The organism is Wenyingzhuangia heitensis (assembly GCF_011762155.1).
Taxonomy (GTDB): domain Bacteria; phylum Bacteroidota; class Bacteroidia; order Flavobacteriales; family Flavobacteriaceae; genus Wenyingzhuangia; species Wenyingzhuangia heitensis.
The window spans coordinates 1,114,943-1,135,767 of the sequence record NZ_JAASQL010000001.1; the positions used below are offsets into that span (position 1 = coordinate 1,114,943).

12 protein-coding genes and 1 tRNA gene are annotated in these 20,825 nt (G+C 31.3%); 4 read left to right on the forward strand and 9 right to left on the reverse strand.

The annotated features are described in order from the left end of the window. The first annotated feature begins 27 nt into the window (after window positions 1-27). Window positions 28-1,752 carry a single-stranded-DNA-specific exonuclease RecJ gene (gene recJ, locus FHR24_RS04820; protein ID WP_167184661.1) on the forward strand — a complete coding sequence of 575 codons (1,725 nt, stop codon included), beginning with the start codon at window positions 28-30 and terminating at the stop codon, window positions 1,750-1,752. A gap of 53 nt (window positions 1,753-1,805) precedes the next feature. Here the strand turns inward: recJ and FHR24_RS04825 are convergent, their stop codons facing one another. Continuing rightward, window positions 1,806-5,462, reverse strand: a complete 3,657-nt coding sequence (locus FHR24_RS04825; protein WP_167184664.1) for a metallophosphoesterase — start codon at window positions 5,460-5,462, stop codon at window positions 1,806-1,808. A 72-nt stretch (window positions 5,463-5,534) separates the two neighbouring features. On the opposite strand from FHR24_RS04825, the gene FHR24_RS04830 reads away from it, so the two are divergent. Then, window positions 5,535-6,746 (forward strand): Pycsar system effector family protein, encoded by a 1,212-nt coding sequence (locus tag FHR24_RS04830; protein ID WP_167184667.1) that lies wholly within the window; start codon window positions 5,535-5,537, stop codon window positions 6,744-6,746. Here the strand turns inward: FHR24_RS04830 and FHR24_RS04835 are convergent. From FHR24_RS04835 to FHR24_RS04870, 8 genes are all read right to left on the reverse strand, one after another. Next, a complete protein-coding gene (locus tag FHR24_RS04835) occupies window positions 6,743-9,121 on the reverse strand; it encodes a GAF domain-containing protein (protein ID WP_167184671.1) in 2,379 nt (792 codons plus the stop codon). The two genes, FHR24_RS04830 and FHR24_RS04835, sit on opposite strands and share 4 nt — an antisense overlap. A gap of 68 nt (window positions 9,122-9,189) precedes the next feature. Next, window positions 9,190-10,506: a ribosome biogenesis GTPase Der gene (gene der, locus FHR24_RS04840; protein ID WP_167184674.1), complete on the reverse strand. Its 1,317-nt coding sequence runs from the start codon at window positions 10,504-10,506 to the stop codon at window positions 9,190-9,192. 67 nt (window positions 10,507-10,573) lie between these two features. After that, window positions 10,574-11,152: a Crp/Fnr family transcriptional regulator gene (locus FHR24_RS04845; protein ID WP_167184677.1), complete on the reverse strand. Its 579-nt coding sequence runs from the start codon at window positions 11,150-11,152 to the stop codon at window positions 10,574-10,576. 116 nt (window positions 11,153-11,268) lie between these two features. Then, window positions 11,269-11,856: a Crp/Fnr family transcriptional regulator gene (locus tag FHR24_RS04850; protein WP_167184680.1), complete on the reverse strand. Its 588-nt coding sequence runs from the start codon at window positions 11,854-11,856 to the stop codon at window positions 11,269-11,271. Window positions 11,857-11,973: 117 nt separating this feature from the next. Next, window positions 11,974-13,224 (reverse strand): glutamate-5-semialdehyde dehydrogenase, encoded by a 1,251-nt coding sequence (locus FHR24_RS04855; RefSeq protein ID WP_167184684.1) that lies wholly within the window; start codon window positions 13,222-13,224, stop codon window positions 11,974-11,976. Between the two features lies 1 nt (window position 13,225). Beyond that, window positions 13,226-14,302, reverse strand: coding sequence for a glutamate 5-kinase (proB, locus tag FHR24_RS04860; RefSeq protein WP_167184687.1), 1,077 nt, complete (start codon window positions 14,300-14,302; stop codon window positions 13,226-13,228). 182 nt (window positions 14,303-14,484) lie between these two features. After that, window positions 14,485-15,678: a DUF1501 domain-containing protein gene (locus FHR24_RS04865; protein ID WP_167184690.1), complete on the reverse strand. Its 1,194-nt coding sequence runs from the start codon at window positions 15,676-15,678 to the stop codon at window positions 14,485-14,487. Between the two features lie 12 nt (window positions 15,679-15,690). Then, a complete protein-coding gene (locus FHR24_RS04870; protein ID WP_167184693.1) occupies window positions 15,691-17,061 on the reverse strand; it encodes a DUF1800 domain-containing protein in 1,371 nt (456 codons plus the stop codon). A 275-nt stretch (window positions 17,062-17,336) separates the two neighbouring features. Between FHR24_RS04870 and FHR24_RS04875 the strand changes: the two genes are divergently transcribed. Both FHR24_RS04875 and FHR24_RS04880 read left to right on the forward strand, forming a co-directional pair. Then, window positions 17,337-17,409 (forward strand) — tRNA-Met (locus tag FHR24_RS04875). 325 nt (window positions 17,410-17,734) lie between these two features. Beyond that, window positions 17,735-20,824 (forward strand): SusC/RagA family TonB-linked outer membrane protein, encoded by a 3,090-nt coding sequence (locus FHR24_RS04880; RefSeq protein WP_167184696.1) that lies wholly within the window; start codon window positions 17,735-17,737, stop codon window positions 20,822-20,824. Window position 20,825: the final 1 nt, after the last annotated feature.

Consider the following 20,825-nt stretch of genomic DNA (forward strand, 5'->3'; position numbering starts at 1 on the left):
TAGAACTAATTTAGACAACTACATGTTATGCGTTGGAAAACCAAAAACTTACCAAATATAGAAACTGTAAATAGTTTGGCTACTTCTTTAGGGGTAGATAAAACTATTGCGCTTCTTTTGGTACAACGTGGAGTTGATACTTTTGACAAAGCCAAAGAATATTTTAGACCTAGCCTAAAAACACTACACAATCCTTTTTTAATGAAAGGAATGGATAAGGCAGTAGAACGAGTTTTTAAAGCCATAGAAGCAGAAGAAACCATTATGGTTTTTGGAGATTATGATGTAGATGGTACTACAGCTGTAGCTTTAATGTCGTCTTATTTACTGACTATTTATCCTAATGTGGTAACTTATATTCCGGATAGGTATAAAGAAGGGTACGGAATTTCATACCAAGGAATTGATTTTGCAGAGGACAATGATATTTCTTTAATTATTGCTTTGGATTGTGGTATTAAAGCCATTGATAAAGTTGCCTATGCAAAAGAAAAAAACATCGATTTTATTATTTGTGATCATCACAGACCAGGAGCCACGGTTCCAGATGCAGTTGCTGTTTTAGATCCTAAACAAATAGATTGTAAGTATCCTTATGATGAACTTTCGGGATGCGGAGTCGGTTTTAAATTGATACAAGCCATTGCAGAAACTTTAGAAGAACCTTTTGAAACACTGCATCCGTATTTAGATTTATTGGCTGTTAGTATTGCAGCAGATATTGTTCCTATGGATGGAGAGAATAGAGTATTGGCTTATCACGGGTTAAAAGTGATAAATTCCAATCCAAGACCTGGTATAAAAGCAATATTAAATCAAATAAACAAAACAGAACTAACCATTACCGATGTTGTTTTTATTATTGCTCCTAGAATTAACGCAGCGGGTAGAATGAAACAAGGAATTCATGCTGTTGAGTTGTTAACTGAACAGAATGAAAATTTAGCCAAAAAATTTGCAGAAGAAATAGATAAATACAACGCAGATAGAAAAGAATTAGATAAAAAAATTACGTATGAAGCTATTGAACAAATTAGAGAAAATAATGAAGAGCAAAACAGCACGAATGTTGTTTTTTGTGAAACTTGGCATAAAGGTGTTATTGGTATTGTGGCTTCAAGAGTTATAGAAACTTATTACAAACCTACGTTGGTTTTTACCAAAAGCGGGAACAAGTTAGCTGCATCTGCTCGTTCTGTAAAAGGATTTGATGTTTACAATGCGCTAGAAGCTTGTTCTGAACACATAGAACAATTTGGAGGGCATAAATATGCTGCAGGACTTACTTTGTTGCCAGAAAATTACAAAGCTTTTAAAGCTTGTTTTGAAAAAGTAGTAAAAGAAACACTTCCTGTTGAATTAACTTCTCCAGAAATTACCATTGATGCTGAGGTTGATTTGGTAGACTTAACACCAAAGTTTTTTAGAATTTTATCTCAATTTGCTCCTTTTGGTCCTGTGAATATGAAACCTGTTTTTAAGGCTACAGGTTTAAGAGATAATGGTTATGGTAAACGAATTGGTAAAGTAGAAAATGAAGAAGATTTTCCAGAACATTTGCGATTAAATATTGTTTATGGAGCAGATAAAAAAACATACAATGCCATTGGTTTTAGTATGGGAGATAAACTAGAAGAAATTAACAACTCTGAAACTTTTGAAGCTGCTTTTACCTTAGAAGAAAACAACTGGAATGGTTACTCTTCTTTACAATTAATGTTAAAAGATATAAGGTGTGAGGAAGTAAATTAAAATACTTCTTCTTGTTTTTTTTAGTTGATTTTAGAACAAATGTAATTTAGTTATTACCAATTCACTCCAACTCCAAAGGTAAATCTAGCTCCTTCTTTACTGTTAAATAAATTAAAGTTGGCTTTGGTAACTCCAGGAATACTTACCCAAAAACTACCACCATAAGCATTGTGCCAACGGTCTGATGTTTCTGAAGGTAACCAAACTCTACCGTAATCATAGCCTGCAGAAACTCCATAAGTTATAGGTAAAACAGCAGTTTTAACTCTGTTTATAGTGTATCTAATATCGGTATTTTGGCTGTAAGCTCTTTTTCCTGCAAAACGTTCGTTTCTAAAACCTCTTAATCCATTATTACCTCCAATAAATGCAGCTTGATACAGTTGAAATTGATTTCCTAAGTTAAATTGAGAACGAATCTTACTAGCAATTATCCATTTTTTATTAGAAGACAATGGGTGTAAAATTCCCAAACTAGTTTTTATAAATCCTAAAGAGGAATCTTTAGATAAATTATAATCCCATCCAGAATTTAGATTAAAAGAAAAACCTAAAGTGGGTAAAGTGGTGCTGTCATAATTTTGATAACTAAAATTGGTATTAGCCCCTATAAAGTTTTGTTCGTCAAAATTAATAGGTAACGTATTTAGGTATCTGTTGGTAATTTCTTCAATTTCATAAATTTTAAAAGGAATGCTAAATTTAAAATTAGCTCCTCTTAAATTATCCCAAACAAAACCAGGTTCAAATTTTTTAATTTCTGTTTTTACTCGGTTATAATTTAGTCCTTTGTCGTTGTCAATATTTATAGTGTTATTTCCAAACCCAAAAAAGTTGTTGCTAAAATTAGAACTGGTAAAACGAGTGTTAAAAAACACATTCCAATGGTTGTAATAAGTAGCAAATTCACTAGAGTGTGTAATGTCAAAACCGGTAGTTGCACTGTAATATTTTACGGCTAAGCTGTGTTTGTTAGTAAAAGGTTGTTGATTAAAACCATAATGTGCTACGGTAATACTAGCTCCAAAATTAACACCATCATCAGGGTTGTATGCAATTAAAGGTAAAAGTGTTTGCGTGTTGTCCTTTACTTTTCTGTACTGATAAGTGTTCTTATTGTATTGGTCTGTTAAGTGTTTTTTTACTTTTCCGTGAAAGGTATTGTTTTTACTTTTAAAATCGTGAACAACAATGTTTTTAGCATTTTCTACAGTGTACGTGTCGTTGTTTTGTCCACCAATCAATCGGATTTTGGGACTGTGTTTAGATACGTTTTTTATCTGATATTTATCGTCATCATCTAAACCATACACCCAAATTTCTTTGGTGTTCTTGTTGTTAAAGCTTCTTGTAAAATGCAAATCTTCTTTTTCATCATCTTTAAGATTGTACACGCTAATGGTTGTCTTGTATTTATCGGCAGTAATATCAAACCATTCATCTTTATCTGTACCTTTAATAATTGCAAATTTCTCTAGTGTTTTTCTGTATTCTGAAGCAATTTCTTCTACATGATCTCGTCTGTATTTTAAAACAGATTTTATTTGCTCAATGTTTTTGTTTTGTACTGCTTTGGGTAGTTTATTAAAGGCATCGTCTATAATTTTATCGGTTAAATTATTTTTAATAAACGTGGCTTGTTGGTTCCAAATAGTAAAGTCATCTTCTTGTAATAAAGAGACATCAATAGGATAGGGTTCATCATTAAATTTAAAAAGATTTCTAATGTCTTTTTTGTATGTCTGCATTAATTTAATAGGATCTATTATAGTGGTTATTGTGGTTAATAAAAGTCCATCGTAATTAGAAAAAGCCTGATCTCTATCTCTAGGAATGGGTCTAAATATTTTGTGTTTGTTGTCTTTAAAAACAGCCCATCTCCATTGGTCTACATGTCTGTCCCAATCTCCTAATATCATATCAAACAAACGAGCAGTTACATAATTTTTTTCATCAAGTTTGTGGTTTTTACTTTCTCGTAATTCAGCAAACAAATCATCTGTACTTATAATATCATCAGGTTTACCAAAAGAAGCTAAATCGGTATGTCCGTCTTCGGGTCTTTCTTCAATCATGTACAAAGCATCACCAAATTCATCGTCAAAAGGGCGTATAGCATCTTGTTTAGGTACGTAAAATAATTTAGGATTGGTGTGATACACTCCTATGGGATCTGATAAATCACCAATAATAAATGGAGTATAAGGATGTGCCGACGTATAAAAGTCATACAAAATATTTTCTGTATAAGTATCTTCCATGTCGTTGGCTATATAGTCATTCTGAAAAGCAACGGTTTGTAAAAAACGAACGGCACTCTTTTTTAATGCACGCATTACATATTGTTTTCCGTCAGGATTTACCAAACGTAAGGATTTGGATTGATGGCCACCTCCTTTTTTTACCAAAGTAAGTCCGCCGTAAAGTGTGTCTAAAAGAACTGTTTTTGCATTAACCAATTTGCTGTATTCATTTCTGTAATGATTTCCCCAAATAAATTGATAAGCTTTATTTTTGTCAGTTTGATTTTTGTTGTAAATAAAAGCATCTACATAAGCAGGTGTGTTTTCTAAATTATATTTCTTATCAGTTTTCTTTTTAGAAGCAGGAAAAATTTCTGTTTCAAAAACAGTTTGATTGTCACTTTTAAAAGCAACAGTCACTTGCTTTTGTTTAGAGATACTTAATTTAGCATATCCATTTTGTCCAAAAGTAAAGCCTTTATTTTTACCTAAATATGTAGGAGAACTTTTAGAACCTGCACCACTAATAATTTGTGGCATTCCGTTTTTAAACAAGTATTGTAAGTTGTGGTCATGACCAGATACAAAAATTAGCCTATCATGTTCTTTGGCTAAAGTACTTACTCTTTGTACTAACTCATTGTATTTAGAGCCTTGTAGGTCTTGCGGATTTAAACCACTAGATTTTCTAATAGTTTGTGCAAGAGTTCCCAAACCAGGTAAGGGAATTTTATTGTTTATTGGAAAAATATTTTGATGAACAGAAGATTGTCCACCATGTGTACCTCTAGAAACTACAGGGTGGTGAATGGCAATTAAGGTTACTTTTTCCTGACTTTTATTAATTAATCCTTCTAGTTCTACAAAAAACTTATCTCTTGTTTTAATTTCATCACATTTATCATTCATTTCTGGGTGATGATTCCAATTTGTAATATACCATTGAGAATCTATTACAATTACATCTACATTTTTGTTTAAATGAACGACTTCTAAAGGACAACCGTTTTCTGGTAAAAAAGTGTTTTTTCCTAAAGCTTTTTCTACTAGTTTTTCTTGTGTTTTTAATCCGTCTAAACCATAATACCAATCGTGATTACCCGGAATAAAAATAGTTTGTCCTTTGTAGTTTTTTAAAATATTTAATTGAGAATTTAAACGATCAACCTGATCTTTATTGTCTTTGTTAGAAACTCCTTTAGGGTATACATTATCTCCTAAAAAAATAAGACTACTATTTTTACCTTCTTTTTTTAATTCTTGTTCAAGGTTTTGTAGCGTTTTATTTCCGCTAGGACTGTTACCAGCATCACCAATTAAGTAGATGTTACTTTGTTCTTTTATAGATACCTTATTATTATCCCAGTTTTTAAATTGTGAAGAAATTTGCTTCTTGTGTGTGGCACAATTGGTTAGGGTTAAAAAGGCTAGAATTAAAAGGTAATTTTGTAGAGAAATAAATTTCATTTTTAATTTGATGTAATGATAAACTAAAATAAACTTATTTTTAATAAATTTGGTAAAAACAGTGTTAAAAGTATGAACTCATCGATGGTTGAATCTGTAGAATTATATGTTGTTAATTATTTAAAACATAATTTACCTGCGGGTACTATTTATCACAGTATATCTCATACGCAAGATGTTGTAGATGCTGTTAAAACTTTAGCAAAAGAAGAAAAGATATCAGAAGAAGATAGCGAATGCGTTTTAATTGCTGCTTGGTTTCATGATGTTGGATACATAAGGGGTGGAGAAAATCACGAAGATGCTAGTATTTCTGAAGCAATATCGTTTTTAAAAGATCATAAATTTTATTCAGAAGGTATAGATAAGGTTGTAGGTTGTATTAAGGCTACACAAATGCCACAAGCTCCCAAAAGTGCTATTGAAAAAATTATATGTGATGCAGATTTGTTTCATGTTGCGACTACTTCTTTTGAGGACAATAGCAAACTGTTAAGAGCCGAATGGGAGTTGTTGGAAGGGAAAACGATGACTGATGTAGAATGGTATCAATGTAATTCTGAGTTTTTAAGAGGTCATAAGTTTTATACCAATTTTGCATTTAGAAACTGGAGTGCAATGAAAGCTATAAATTTGGCTGGTAACGAAAAAAAGTTAAAAAAAGCAGTACAAAAAGAGGATGATGCTATTCTGAAAAGAGAGGAAAAAAAAGCAAAGAATAAAGAGAAAAATACTCCAGGTAAAGCAGATAAAACGATAGAAACCATGTACAGGGTTACATTGCGTAACCATATTAAGTTAAGTGATATTGCAGATACTAAAGCCAATATTTTATTGAGTGTAAATGCGATAATATTATCTTTAGCTTTGTCTAATTTATTTCCAAAATTAGACAAAGCAGACAATCATTATTTAATAGCACCTACATTAATATTTTTATTAACAGCTGTAGTTTCAATGGTTTTTGCTATTATTTCTACAAGACCCAAAGTAACATCAGGCACGTTTACACAAGAGGATATTGATAATAAAAAAGTGAATTTATTGTTTTTTGGAAATTTTCATAAAATGCCATTACAGGTTTTTGATGATGGAATATTTACTTTGATGGAAGATAAAGAATACTTGTACAAATCTTTAAATAAAGATTTGTACTTTTTAGGTATTGTATTGGCTAGAAAATATAGATTGTTAAGAATAACATATTCTATTTTTATGACAGGAATTATTGCTTCGGTAGTTGCGTTTGGAATTGCTTTTTACAATTTAGGATTAGGAATTTAATCACTAATAATTTTTGTAATCTCCATTAGTTTTTGAAAAGAGATTTCATCTTTACTGGCTTTGTTATAATTAATAGCCACTCTAATTGCCTTTAAACCAGAGACTCCTTGCAGATCTTCAATGTCTAAAAATTCTATTTCATTTAAAAAATACTCTTGTTTTCTTAAATACTCAATATATCTAAGATATTCATCTAGATCGTGTTCGTGAGTATATACAATTGCTATTTTTCCTGGTTGAGTTAGTCTTTCTGTGGTGTCTTTAATATAAGATTTGTCTATTCTTTTTTTAATTATTTCGTAGCGCATGTTATAGGCACCATCTACATCAAATTTTTTCTCATCCATTCTAAATTTAATATCTAGAGGCACAGAATGGACTAAAATTAAAGAAGTAACCTGAAGACTGATTTCTGGATGTTCTATGTCTATATCTCTAGCAATGTACTCCAATTCACATTGTTGCTGTAGTTGCCAAAGTCTAAGATTTTGTATGTATATAGGATGAAATTCTTTGGTGTTTGTAATACTATCTCCTATGTACATATTATAATCTAGCCCATCTGTTTTAAAGCGCTCAAAATAATGTGGATAAAACTTTTGTGCTTCTTTTTGAGAAAGGTCTAAGTATTTAGCCAAACTAGAATTAAGGTGCGTGATAAAATCTTCGTAAGCTCTTCGTTTTTTATAAACAATATTTAAGTTAGGATCTATTTCACTTTCATAGGATACAATCAGTGATTTAAACTCGGGTTTTGTTTTTTTAATATGATTTAGTATTGGATAAATATCCTTTTTAAGTAAATCAGTAATTATTAATTCATCAGTAGTTTTTATTCCATCAACAATAGAACTTAATGTGTTTTCTAAGCGATATATAATTTCTTTATAAACAAGTAGACTTTCTTTGTTGTAAATTTTATCAAATAATTGAATGGTACTTTTTATTTGCGTTGATAAATCTTCTTGTATTGCCTTGTTACGTGCATCAGAAGATCCTTTTACGTCACATTGACCATACAATGGGTATACATTTTTAAAAGAGATGTTTTTTAACTTAGAGTTGCTGTTTGTAGACGGTGATATAAATTCATCTGCAGCATTGTAAAACTTCCACTTTACACTTGGGTGTATAGTTGTATAGTTTTCTTGAATAATGGATTCTAATAAATTCTGATGTTCATCAATAGAACGTTCTACCGTAATGCTTAAAACGGGTAAAATATCTTTAAGTTTAGATGCATTTATAGAGTTTAGTTCATATTTAGTAGGCGAACCTAGTTCTAAAATAGCCATAAAAGAGTTACTCAACTCTATAGGAACTAAAATAATACTTTGCAGTTTGTTGCCTCTTACAGTTTTGTAAAACTCATTTTCTCCCATTTTGTCTTTGTAACTTTCAAGGTCTGGGATGGTAGTGGTTAAAGAGGTGTTAAAAACTCTGTCTACAATTCCATTACAAAAATGGTGTTCTGGATCTGTGCAAATATCTTTAGCTATTAAACTATGATTTTGGTTGTGTCTTATAAAATTAGAATGACTTTCTCTGTCTTTATTGTAAATAGAAATCCCTAGTTTAAGATCGGGTAAATTAAACAATTGTCTAATTTGTTTTTCTAATTTGTGTAGGCTACTAATATTTCTTTTGATGAAAGTGTTTTTTATTTTAGAAATAACTTCATCTTGGGTTACATCAAAAAGGTTGATCATTCCAAAACCTTTAAAAATATAAGAGTTTGGTGGAAATTTTTCTTTCCAAATATCAATATTCTCAAAATTACTTAATAAAATTTTTATGTCTTCTTCAGTAATTTCTGGAGCCGCATCAGTTTTTATGATAGATGCAAAATCTGCGTTGTATAGCGCTCTATAACTTTTTACTGTATTGGTTCTTTTGTCAGGAATATCATAGAAAAAAGGACGTTTAAAGTCTATGTGATAGTTGTATAAATAAGATAAGATGTATAGACAAGTCATAATATACATATTTTGATTGTCAAAGTTTCTGACATCAAAAACGTAATCATCACCAGCATTGTCGATAATGTTTCTAAACCTTTTAGAAAGCATAAACGACGTCATATCAAAAGGTATAGAAGCTGCTTTAATTTCGTTACTCTGTAACAAACCGGGAAACAAAATAGATAGTAGTTTCTGAATTTGATTTTCGTAAGTGTGTAATAAAGAAAAGTCTGTAAAACCATCTCTTAGTAATGGATATTTATTCATCTCCTCTAATAATTGAGAAGCAGAGTCGTAAAAAATATCCGTTTTATCAAGGCAGATTTCTTCTAAGTACGAATAAATTTTTTCAAAACTTATATGTATCTTAATAGGTAATTCTTTGTCTTCTATAGGGCTTTTTAAAATGTACATACGTTTCTGTATAATCTATAGTGAAGATACAAATATTTGGTCGTAATGCCTATGTGTACCTAACAGGGTTATTTTTGTCTAAAGTATATGGTAATTGGAACTCCTTTAAAATCGTAGATTTCCCTCATTTTGTTTTCTAAAAAACGTTTGTAAGGCTCTCTAATATATTGCGGTAAGTTGGCAAAAAACGCAAATTGTGGAGTAGGTGTAGGCAACTGCATACAGTACTTAATTTTAACATATTTACCTTTGACAGCAGGAGGTGGATAGTTTTGAATTAACTCTAGCATAGTTTCATTTAACTTACTAGTTGCAATCTTGTTACTTCTACTTTTATGAACATCTACGGCAGTTTCTAGAGCTTTAAGTAAACGTTGTTTTGTTATTGTAGATGTAAAAACAATAGGCACATCTGTAAAAGGAGCTATTTCTCGGCGAATCATTTCTTCGCACTTTTTCATGGTATTGGTTTCTTTGTCTAACAAATCCCATTTGTTTACTAAAATAACAATTCCTTTACGGTTTTTTTGAGCCAACCAAAATATGTTTTGATCTTGTCCTTCAAAACCACGGGTGGCATCTACCATAAGAATAGCAACATCACAATGTTCTATAGCTCTTACCGCTCTCATTACAGAGTAAAACTCAATATCTTCTTTAACTTTAGACTTTTTACGAATACCAGCGGTATCTACTAATTTAAAGTCAAATCCAAATTTATTATAAACAGTATCTATGGTGTCTCTAGTAGTACCTGCAATGTTGGTTACAATATTTCTGTCTTTTCCTGTCAGAGCATTTATAAATGATGATTTTCCTGCGTTAGGTCTTCCTACAACAGCAAATTTAGGCAATTCATCCTCTGGGTTAATTTCTTCGTCTTCGTTGTTTTCGGGCATCTCTTTAACCAAAGCATCTAAAAGTTCACCTGTTCCACCACCGTTTATAGATGATATAGTATAAAACTCTCCTAGTCCTAAGTTGTAAAATTCAAAAGAATCTGCATCACGCATAGCATTGTCAACCTTGTTGATGGCTAAAAAGATAGGTTTTTTACTTTTTCTTAATAAACCAGCAACGGCTTCATCTAATGGAGTAACACCAGAAGTAACGTCTACCACAAAAACAATAATATCACACTCTTCTAGAGCAAGAACTACTTGTTTTCTAATTTCTCCTTCAAAAATATCGTCAGATCCTTCAACATATCCTCCGGTATCAATTAAAGAAAACTCTTTTCCATTCCAATCACTTTTACCGTAATGACGGTCTCTAGTAACACCACTAACATTATCTACAATGGCTTCTCTACGTTGTATTAATCTATTAAACAACGTTGATTTACCTACATTAGGTCTTCCTACAATGGCTACAATACTATTCATAAAATGAAAATTTTGTGCAAAGATACGTAAAAAGGATGGTTATAAAAGGAAAGGAGTTGAAAGAGCGTTAATCTTTAAATTTTTTCTTAACTCTACTTAAGGATTCTGGTTTAACACCTAAATAACTAGCAATGTGATATAGGGGAACTCTGTCTAATATCATAGGTTTATTTTCCATCATATCTACATAAAGTTCTTCTATGGTCATTGTTTTTTTTATCTCTTCTCTCTCTAATAGTTTAGCATAGCTAGCTAAATAAAAGTTTAAAGTAGATTTTGTAAACACTGGACATTGTGTAAAAATTACTTCAAAAGCATCTTGAGAAATAGATATTACATCTGTTTTTTCTAATGCTTGTGCAGATATTGTAGAGGGTAAACTGTTAATGATTTGATGATATTCTCCAACCCACCAATCATCAAAAGCAAAAAATCGATTGTATTCGTTGTTTTTTCGATCTTTGATAAATACTCTAACACAACCCTTTACAATGTAAAAAGCAGAGGTTTTTGTATCGTTTTTTTTAAATAAAAACTCCTTCTTTTTAAAAGATTGAGGAGTTATTAGTTTTGTTAAAATATCAATTTCTTCTTGGGGTAAAATGATATTTCTTTTCTTGTAATATTCAATAATTTTAACAAGCATTACATTTTGTTTTGGGGTTTAGTAATACTTTTTCATAGAAAGCAGGGCAAAGTTACTAAATAGTAATGAATTAGCAAGTATCTGTTGTGTTGTTTAATGTGTATATTAACAGATGATTAGCTTTTGGTTAAATTCATTTGTTTTCGGATTCTACTTAAAGATTCCGGTTTAATATTCAAATATGCTGCAATATGGAAAAGGGGAATTCTTTTTTCTATTCCGGGGTGATTTTGTAATAAGGTTTCATAGTTTTCTAAAGCTGATAAACTTCTTTTTTTCTTTTCGTTTTTGGCTAAAGAATATTTTTCAGCAGCAGAAATTTCGCGTAATACGCTAGCTGCAGTAGGACATTTTTTTATTAAAAGCTCACAATCTTTTTTTGTAAAAGTTAATAAATTAGTATCCTCTATTGCTTGTACACTACATAAAGCTGGTTTTTCATGTAATAATTCATACAAATCTACCATCCACCAATTTTGATAAGCAAACCTTCTTATGTAGTCTACTCCTTTGGCATCGGTGTAGTATTCTCTTAAAATACCATCTAATACAAAAGCTCCGTGTTTGGGAGTTTTACCTTCTATATATAAAAACTCTCCTTTTAGAATAGTTGTTGGTTTTACTAAATTGATTAATATTTCTATTTCAGATTGAGGTATTTCATGGGTTTGTGAAAAAAAATCAATTATTCTGCTCGAAATCATAGTTTGTTTGGGGGATTTTAAACTAAAAAAAATAGTTATCTAATAATAAGTTAATTAGATAACTATTTCAAAGGTAATATTTTTAAGTCATATTAACTATTTAGAGTTAATAGAATGTTAAGAGCGAGTTTGACCGTTACCTTTAACAACCCACTTATATGAGGTAATTTCTTCTAGTGCCATAGGTCCTCTAGCGTGTAGTTTTTGTGTACTAATCCCTATTTCTGCTCCTAAACCAAATTGAGCACCATCTGTGTATGCGGTAGAAGCATTTGCGTAAACAGCTGCTGCATCTACAATATTTAAATATTTAGCAATGGTTTCTGCATTTTCAGAAATAATAGCTTCACTGTGTTTAGAGCTGTATTTTGCAATATGATCTAAAGCACTATCCATATTAGCTACTGTTTTTATAGCCATTTTGTTTGCTAAAAATTCAGTTCCAAAGTGTGAATCATCAGCTTTGTTTAATAGTTCTTTTGGATAGTTTGTTAATTTTTCAAATGCTTTTTCATCTGCATACACCACTGTGCCTTTAGTAGCTAACTCAGATGTTAATGTGTTTAAATTATCTAATTGAGATTCGTGAATTAACAAACAATCTAATGCATTACAAACACTAACTCTTCTTGTTTTTGCATTGGCAATAATGGCAGTTCCTTTGGCAATATCTCCATCTTTATCAAAATAAGTATGTACAATACCAGCTCCTGTTTCAATAACAGGTACTTTTGCATTTTCTCTTACATAGTTAATTAGTCCTTGACTTCCTCTAGGAATAATAATGTCTACATATTCTACAGCATTTAACATTTCTGTAGTAGCGCTTCTATCTGCAGGTAATAAAGTAACAACGTTAGTGTTTACATTGTGAGCTTTTAAAACTTCTTTGATAATGTTTACAATAGCGATGTTAGAAAATTCAGCATCGGATCCTCCTTTTAAAATACAAGCATTTTTGGTTTTAAAACATAAAGAAAATACGTCAAAAGATACGTTTGGACGAGCTTCGTATATAACACCAATAACTCCAATAGGCACCCTAACTTTAGAAATGTCTAATCCGTTTTCTAAAATTTTGTTTTCAATTACTTTTCCAACAGGGCTTTCTAGTTTAGATACGTTTTTAATATCTCCTGCAATACCTTCAATTCTTTCAGCATTTAATAACAAACGATCGTATTTAGGATCGTTTTTATCCATACGGTCTAAATCTTTTTGATTGGCATCTAATATAGCCGTTGTGTTTGCAATTGCTTTGTTAGAAATTTCTACCAATATCTGATTGATAGTTTCGTTAGATAATTCTATTAATGTTCTACTCGCATTTCTTGAATTTTGAAATGTCTGTTCTAATTTTAATTCCATTTTACTTTATAGTTAAGTAATTATAGTGCACTAATGCGGGTTGGTTGTGTTGTTTTTGTAAAACAAGGGCTTTCTCTGCACCATAAGAAGCTTTTCCGTAACCTATTTCGTTGCCTTCTAAATCTAGAATGGTAACAATGTCTCCTTTTTTAAAGGCTCCTTCTATTTTTTCAATTCCAACGGGTAGTAAACTATTTGCTTGGTTATTTAACAAAGCATTGTAGGCACCTTTATTTATAAAAATTTTTCCTTTAGAAAAAGTTCCAGAATTGGTGATCCATTTTTTGACAGCCGTTTTATTTTTATCAAAATGAGCTTTAAAAAAAGTTCCTGCTTCTCTTTTTAAAAGTTGAGCAGTAATATTGGGAGTTGTTCCGTTTCCTATAGATACGTTTACTCCTAGGGCTGCAATTTTAATTGCAGTATTTACTTTGGTAAGCATCCCACCTCTACCAAATTCAGATTTTTCTTCGCTAATAGCGTTGTCCAAATCTATTTCTTCGTTGTCAAAGTCTCTAATTAACAGAGCATCTGGTTTTGATGGATGGTCCGTGAAAATACCATCTACATTGCTTAGAATTAACAATTCGTCTGCTTGAATCATACTTGCTACTAAACCAGAAATTTCATCATTGTCTGTAAACATTAATTCGGTTACAGACACCACATCATTCTCATTAATAATAGGTGTAATGTCACATTTTAGCAAAGCTTCTACACAATTGGTCATATTCAAATAATGTTCTCTTGTGCTAAAAGATTCTTTGGTAATTAATACTTGTGAACAAATTAACTGATGATTTGTGAAATATTGGTTGTATAAATTCATCAACGCTATTTGACCTACAGATGCTAGTACCTGTCTTTTACTAATAGCATCTAAAGAACTGGGGACTTCAATTTTAGATCTACCAGCAGCAACGGCACCCGATGATACCAATACAACTTGATGTCCTTCCTTTTTTAGGAAAGCAACTTGCTCTACAATATGTTTAATACGTTCTTCATTAGGAGCACCTGATGGTAACGTTAATACATTAGAGCCTATTTTAATTAAAATCTTTTTAGATGTTTTCATTAATCCATGCTACTAGCTTTGTTTAAAAGCTAAATATGATACTGCAAAAGTCGTGTTTTTTTAATGACTTTACAAGTTGATAGATATCAATAAAAATAGAAGTTTTTGCTGGTTAATTAGTGTTGAGTTATAAGTTTTATGAAAGCAAAAGGACAAGTAAAATATACTTATCCTTTTTGTGTTTAAATAAAGTTTAGGTTTTCAAAAGATTTGCCTAGTATTTTTTTAGGATCGGCTTCTAACCATTTTTCTAAAACAGTAGAATAGACTTGTCTAAAATCTACTTCATATTTAATATCTCCATTGTTGTCTAAGTTGGCAAGATTTGGAGTGTTGTTATAAATGCCGGGTTTTTTTAAGTTTTCTGTTAATACAAACAAATTATTGGCAGCTCCGTGATCGGTTCCCATTCCTGCATTTTCTTCTACACGTCTTCCAAATTCAGAAAACACCATAATTAAAGTGTCTTTAAAAGTATCGTTTTGTTTTAGATCATTAACAAAATTTTCCAAACCGTTAGAAAGTACGCTCATCAGTCTTTTGTGTTTGTAGGGTTGAGATACGTGCGTGTCAAAACCTCCCATAGATACGTAGTACACTTTTGTTTCTAAATGAGAGTTTATATAAGTAGCGGTAGTTGCCAATTGCTTTTCAAAAGAATTGCTGTTGTATTTGGTGTTTGATTTATATGTTTTTGATTTTTCGTGAATATAAGTTGCAGATGATTCTGCTTGAATCATTTGTTTGTATAAATATCCTAAGTTTTCTTCATTTAAATGTTCGTCTAAATGATGTTTGTTTGCTATTTTTTTTAAGAAAGGATCACTTGCATTTCTATGCAATAATTTTGGGTCAAAAGCCGCAATACCGCTTTTGTCTTTTCCTTTTAAGGCTAAAGATAGTTTATTGTCTACATCAATAGCCATGTGTGATTCTAATTTATATGCATCAATATAATTACCTATCCAACCTGTAGATTTGTATTCGTTAGCATCTGTGGCAGTTTGCCAAATATCTGCAGATCTAAAATGAGATCTAACAGGATTTGGGTATCCTACGTTATTAATAATACTAACATAACCTTTATCGTATAGATTTTTTAAAGGAGACATGTAGTTTGGTAAACCAACATCTCCATTTAAGCGTAATAGCTCTTTTTTAGGAATAGCTAACTTGGGTCTTTTACGGTAGTAAATGTCATTATTGTAAGGAATCACGGTGTTTAAACCATCGTTTCCACCAGATAATTGAATAACAACTAGTTTTTTGTGGCCTAGTTTGTTTTTAGGAATTTTTTCAAAAGCTTGTAAAAAACTGGGTACAAATAACATTCCACTAGCTAAGGAACTATTAATGATAAAATCTCTTCTTTTCATGATAAATTCGTTTTAGCACATTTGATATTCTGGAATAGACATAATAGCAATGCAGAAATCTTTTGTGGAGTTGTTAATTAGTGGATTTATAATTTCTTGAGTTTGTTTGTTTAGTTTGGTGCCCAAGAGTGCATCTTGCCAATCTTTATTTTTGGTGCCTATTGTTTTGTAATCAAAAGCTTGCCAGTCTAGCGTAGTAAAAATAAAATAAGCTTTGTTCTTTTTTCGTTTATTGATTGTTTCAAAATCATCTTCAAAAGCAGATTCTGGTTCTAGTTCAATTTGTTTTTGTTGTGCAATAGATGATGCTAGTTTTAAACGCAACATAATGGTATTGGCATCAATCCATTGTTTGTCTCCAGGCCACCCTGCAACATTAGGTGGGTACAATAGCTTTTGTCCTAAATTAAATTGTAGATATTGAAAATAGCGCTCTCTTTTAAATTCATAAGGAATTACGTTGTGAATACTAACCAATAGTTCTACAGGTGATTTTATTTTAACGCCAATATTTTCATCATCATAAAACCAATCAGCAGTAAGTACAAATTTCATTAAATCTGCTATTTCGTAATTTTTACGAAATACTTTAGCCATTTTTTTTATGTGTTTTTGGTTGGGTTTAGGGTTTACAAATTCTTTATATATTTTTTCAGATATAAATAAAGAACATTGTTCTTGTTCTAAAATTATATTTATAATGTCAGTACCATCAAAATCCCCAGTTTTTCCTAAAAACGTTTTAGATTCAAAATCGTGAAATTTAGATTTAAAAGTAAAGCCATTTTTGCTAGAAAACCATCCTGTAAAAGCCCTTGCAGATTCTTTAATATCTTTTTCTGTATAATTTCCAACTCCCAAAGTAAACAACTCCATTAGTTCTCTGGCATAATTCTCATTGGGGTGTTTTTTTTTATTTTGTTGATTGTTTAAGTAGCGAATCATCATTGGGTTTTTAGATATGGCTACAACAAAATCTTTAAAATTACCTAAAGCGTGTTTTTCAATTACGCTTAAATATTCAATGGTTTGTATAGTAGAGTTACTAGAACATACAAAATGATTTGCCCAAAACAATCTCATCTTATCATGTAGTAATGTTTCAGAAGTATATAGTTGATCAAACCATTTTACGTTTAGTTTATTTAGTAAACGACGATTTTCTTTCTGTTGTAGTTTTCGTCTTTCGTTTTTATCTTCTATTGATAAACCTACTTTCTCTATACTAGAAACGTCAACTTTAATAGACTTCCTCTTTTTAGATTTTTTAAAAAGAAGTTTTACGTTTTCTTCGGTACTTAATTTGTTTAATTTTTGAACCTCCTTGGGTAGTATTCCAAATCCTACACGATTGTATAAATGTATTAAGTGATGGTTTTTCATGAGAGAGGTTTTAGGGATTGTGTTATGTATGACTTGTTTTGTTGTGATAAGTTTAAAGCAGAAATGTTTTTTTTGGGGAATGTACATGTTTTTTTGAATTTAGATGTCTAGTTTTTTGTCTAGACACCTTTTTGTTTAGTGGGTGTAGTAAGTAAATAAATAATTTTTAATTATCTGTAAGGTAGAGTGTTGGGAGTTTTATGTGGTTTTTATGTATTTTATTCTGTAGAATCCTTGTGCAAAGTCCTTATATGTGCTATATTTGCACTCGAAATCGCGGGATAGAGCAGTAGGTAGCTCGTCGGGCTCATAACCCGAAGGTCACTGGTTCGAGTCCAGTTCCCGCTACAAAGAAACCCTCAGCATATATGTTGAGGGTTTTTCTTTTTTCTATAATATAGACTTCTATGTTTCCTTTGTAGCTAGTATTACATTTCTGTAATAACATTTACTACATCTTATTTTAATTTAATATTAAAAATACTGTAACTTCTTAAAATATTTTTTTGTTGTAAAACAGAGAATTATTTTGAATAATATATGTGTAAAGCTCTGTTTTGTTGAGTATTTAATATAGTATTCTACATTTGGTGCGTTGATTTGTTAATGTGTTGCCCTTCTCAGGATAGAAATTATTCAACTTTGTAATCATAATATAAATTAACTTAAACTTATGAAATTCAAATTATTTGACAACTTAAAAACTAAGAGCGTACTGTTTGTACTCCTTAGTGTTTTTAGTTTCAGTTTTATGCATGCACAATCGAAGAAAGTTTCTGGAAACGTTAGTTCGATTGATGGGCCTGCAATTGGAGCGACTGTTAGTGTAAAGAGTACAGGTAGATTAACCGTAACAGATTTTGATGGGAATTTTGAAATTGATGTTAAAAATAATGATGTTTTAGTGGTAGATTATATGGGGTACACTAAAAAGGAAGTTCCTGTAAAAGGGAAAACCATTGTTAAGATTGAGTTAAAGCAAGATGCTGCTCAGTTAGAAGAAGTGGTTGTAGTTGGGTATGGTACTCAAAAGAAGAAAGAGGTTACTGGTGCTGTTGCAAATGTAAAAGCTGAGGTAATTGAAAGAACGGCAACGGCAGATTTAGGTTCTGCTATTCAAGGACAAATTGCGGGTGTAAATGTTGTTGCTACTTCTGGTGAACCAGGAGAAGAATCTAATATTCAAATTCGTGGTGTAAATTCTATTTTAGGTAACAACAGGCCTTTGTATGTAGTTGATGGAATTCCTTATGAAGATGATCCTAAATTGAGTATGAATGAAATTGAAAGTATTGATGTGTTAAAAGATGGTGCATCTGCTGCAATTTATGGTACTCGTGGTGCTGCGGGGGTAATTTTAATTACGACCAAAAAGGCAAGAGAAGGACAGATGAATGTAAGGTTGAATAGTTATTTTGGTGTTCAAAAAATCACGTCTAGCACACCTATTTTAGATAGAAACCAAAGATTGTTTGTAGAGCATTTAGAAGGAGAAGCTTTAAAAGGAACTAGATTTGGTAACACTTGGACAGTGATAGAGCGTTCTCCTCATTATTTAACAAACGATACTAACTTATTCGATTTGATTGAGAATGATTATGCAACAATTCAAAATCATAACTTAAGTATTTCTGGAGGAAAAAATGGTTTATCATATAATGTAAACGGTAGTTTTTTTAGTCAAGAAGGGGTGTTGTGGAATTCTCAGTACGATCGTTTTAACTTAAGATCTAATACCTCTTATAAAAAAGGTAAGTGGGATATTAAATCAGGAATTTCTTTTAGAGTAGAAGATAATAAGATTTCTCCTTGGGGGTTAATTCAAGATGCTATTAAATACAGCCCATTACAACCAGAATTGGTTACTGATGCAAGTGTTTTAGAAAATCTTGGAGATGATAACGAAGCTCAGAACGTATCTTACTTAGGGCAAAAGTTAAATCAAAAAAATGATAGAGTTAATCATTACTTTGATGTTAATATAAATGCTACCTATAACATTTCTGATAATTTAAAATTCACCACTAGAGGAGCTGTTAGTTATAACAACGGAACCCAAGTTACAGTAAACCCTGAGTTTATTGCTATTAAAGATGATGGTACAAAAATTCAAAATACACAATCAAGTGTAACGAATACAAGTACTTTACAGACTAAGAAAACAATAGATGGTTTCTTAAATTATAAAAAGAGTATTGGTAGTCATAATGTAAACTTTACATTGGCATATTCTGCAGAACAATATGAGTATTCACAATTTTTAGCTCGTAAGTTTGATTTGTTTAACAATGAGATTACTGTGTTAAATAATGCTTTACAAGATGAAGCTTATGTAGAGTCGGGAACAAACCAATGGACACAGGACAGAAGAAATACAATTATTGGTAGTTTGGCAAGAGTTCAATATAACTATAAAGGAAAGTATTTAGTTAATGCATTTGTGCGTAGAGATGGATCTTCAAGATTTAGAGCTGAACCTTATGCAATTTTCCCTTCTGTTAGTTTAGGATGGAATGTTCATGATGAATACTTTTGGTCACCAATTAAAAGATATATCTCTCAGTTTAAAGTTAGAGCCAGTAGAGGTACAACAGGGAATAATGGTGCACCAGATTATGCGTTTGCTCCAGTAATTCAGTTAAGTAGAGATTATGTGTTTGGAGGTGATGGTGGAGAAGTTTTATACAATGGGGCAACTCAAGAGACCTTTGCAGATCCTAATTTAAAATGGGAAACTTCTATATCACAAAACCTTGGGGTTGATATGGCTTTTTTATCAAACAAGTTAACAATGAATTTAGACTTGTATAGAACTAACAAAGAAGATATGTTACTTCCAGTATTAGTGCCAACTTCAGCAGGAGGAGGTTCTGCAGATGAAACGGTTGTAAGAAATGTAGGAGATATGACCAATCAGGGTATAGAATTGGCGGTAAACTATAGACATAAAGGTAAGTTCTCTTGGAATACAGGATTAACATTTACCAAAAATGAGAATGAGGTAACAAAAATGGATGAAAGTAATCCTGTTATTTATTTTGATGATAGTACTATTTCAGGTCACTCAAACGATCAAGATTTAACGACATTGGTTAGAGAAGGGTATGAGGCAGGAGCTTTTTTCTTACACGAAACTAATGGAGTTATCCAAACACAAGAACAATTACTTGCTTATCAGCAAATAGATCCTAATGCTTTAATGGGAGATTTAATTTATGTAGATGAAAACGGTGATGGAAAAATTACTATTGATGATAGAACTTATGCAGGAAGTGGAGTTCCTGAATTTGAAATAGGATGGAATTTTAATGCATACTACAAAGGTTTTGATATGGCTATGCAGTGGTATGGTGCTTTTGGAGGTGAAATATTAAATGGTAACAAAGCTTTGGCTTACAAGTCACAAAATCATCAAGATTTATTATATCAATGGTCATCATTTAACACAGATTCAAATATACCAGTATATAGAACAGCTACACACAATAACTACCGTGGACACACTGATTATTGGTTAGAAGATGGAAGTTATTTAAGATTACGTAACATCACTGTAGGGTATACAATTCCTAAAAAGAAGACACAAAAAATGGGGGTTAACAAGTTAAGGTTCTATTTAGCTGCTCAAAACTTATTAACGTTAACTAAATATACTGGATATGATCCTGAAGTAGGAGGAAATGGATTGAGTACTAGAGGTATTGATAAAGGTAGATATCCTGTAACAGGGCAGGTAAGAGCTGGTATTCAATTAGAATTTTAAT

Excerpts from the sequence above, each read along its gene's own strand:
- recJ (WP_167184661.1), top strand. The coding sequence starts at position 28 with ATGCGTTGGAAAACCAAAAACTTACCAAATATAGAAACTGTAAATAGT.
- FHR24_RS04835 (WP_167184671.1), bottom strand. The coding sequence starts at position 9,121 with ATGTACATTTTAAAAAGCCCTATAGAAGACAAAGAATTACCTATTAAG.
- proB (WP_167184687.1), bottom strand. The coding sequence starts at position 14,302 with ATGAAAACATCTAAAAAGATTTTAATTAAAATAGGCTCTAATGTATTA.
- FHR24_RS04845 (WP_167184677.1), bottom strand. The coding sequence starts at position 11,152 with ATGCTTGTTAAAATTATTGAATATTACAAGAAAAGAAATATCATTTTA.
- der (WP_167184674.1), bottom strand. The coding sequence starts at position 10,506 with ATGAATAGTATTGTAGCCATTGTAGGAAGACCTAATGTAGGTAAATCA.
- FHR24_RS04830 (WP_167184667.1), top strand. The coding sequence starts at position 5,535 with ATGAACTCATCGATGGTTGAATCTGTAGAATTATATGTTGTTAATTAT.
- FHR24_RS04870 (WP_167184693.1), bottom strand. The coding sequence starts at position 17,061 with ATGAAAAACCATCACTTAATACATTTATACAATCGTGTAGGATTTGGA.
- FHR24_RS04850 (WP_167184680.1), bottom strand. The coding sequence starts at position 11,856 with ATGATTTCGAGCAGAATAATTGATTTTTTTTCACAAACCCATGAAATA.
- FHR24_RS04865 (WP_167184690.1), bottom strand. The coding sequence starts at position 15,678 with ATGAAAAGAAGAGATTTTATCATTAATAGTTCCTTAGCTAGTGGAATG.
- FHR24_RS04855 (WP_167184684.1), bottom strand. The coding sequence starts at position 13,224 with ATGGAATTAAAATTAGAACAGACATTTCAAAATTCAAGAAATGCGAGT.
- FHR24_RS04880 (WP_167184696.1), top strand. The coding sequence starts at position 17,735 with ATGAAATTCAAATTATTTGACAACTTAAAAACTAAGAGCGTACTGTTT.
- FHR24_RS04825 (WP_167184664.1), bottom strand. The coding sequence starts at position 5,462 with ATGAAATTTATTTCTCTACAAAATTACCTTTTAATTCTAGCCTTTTTA.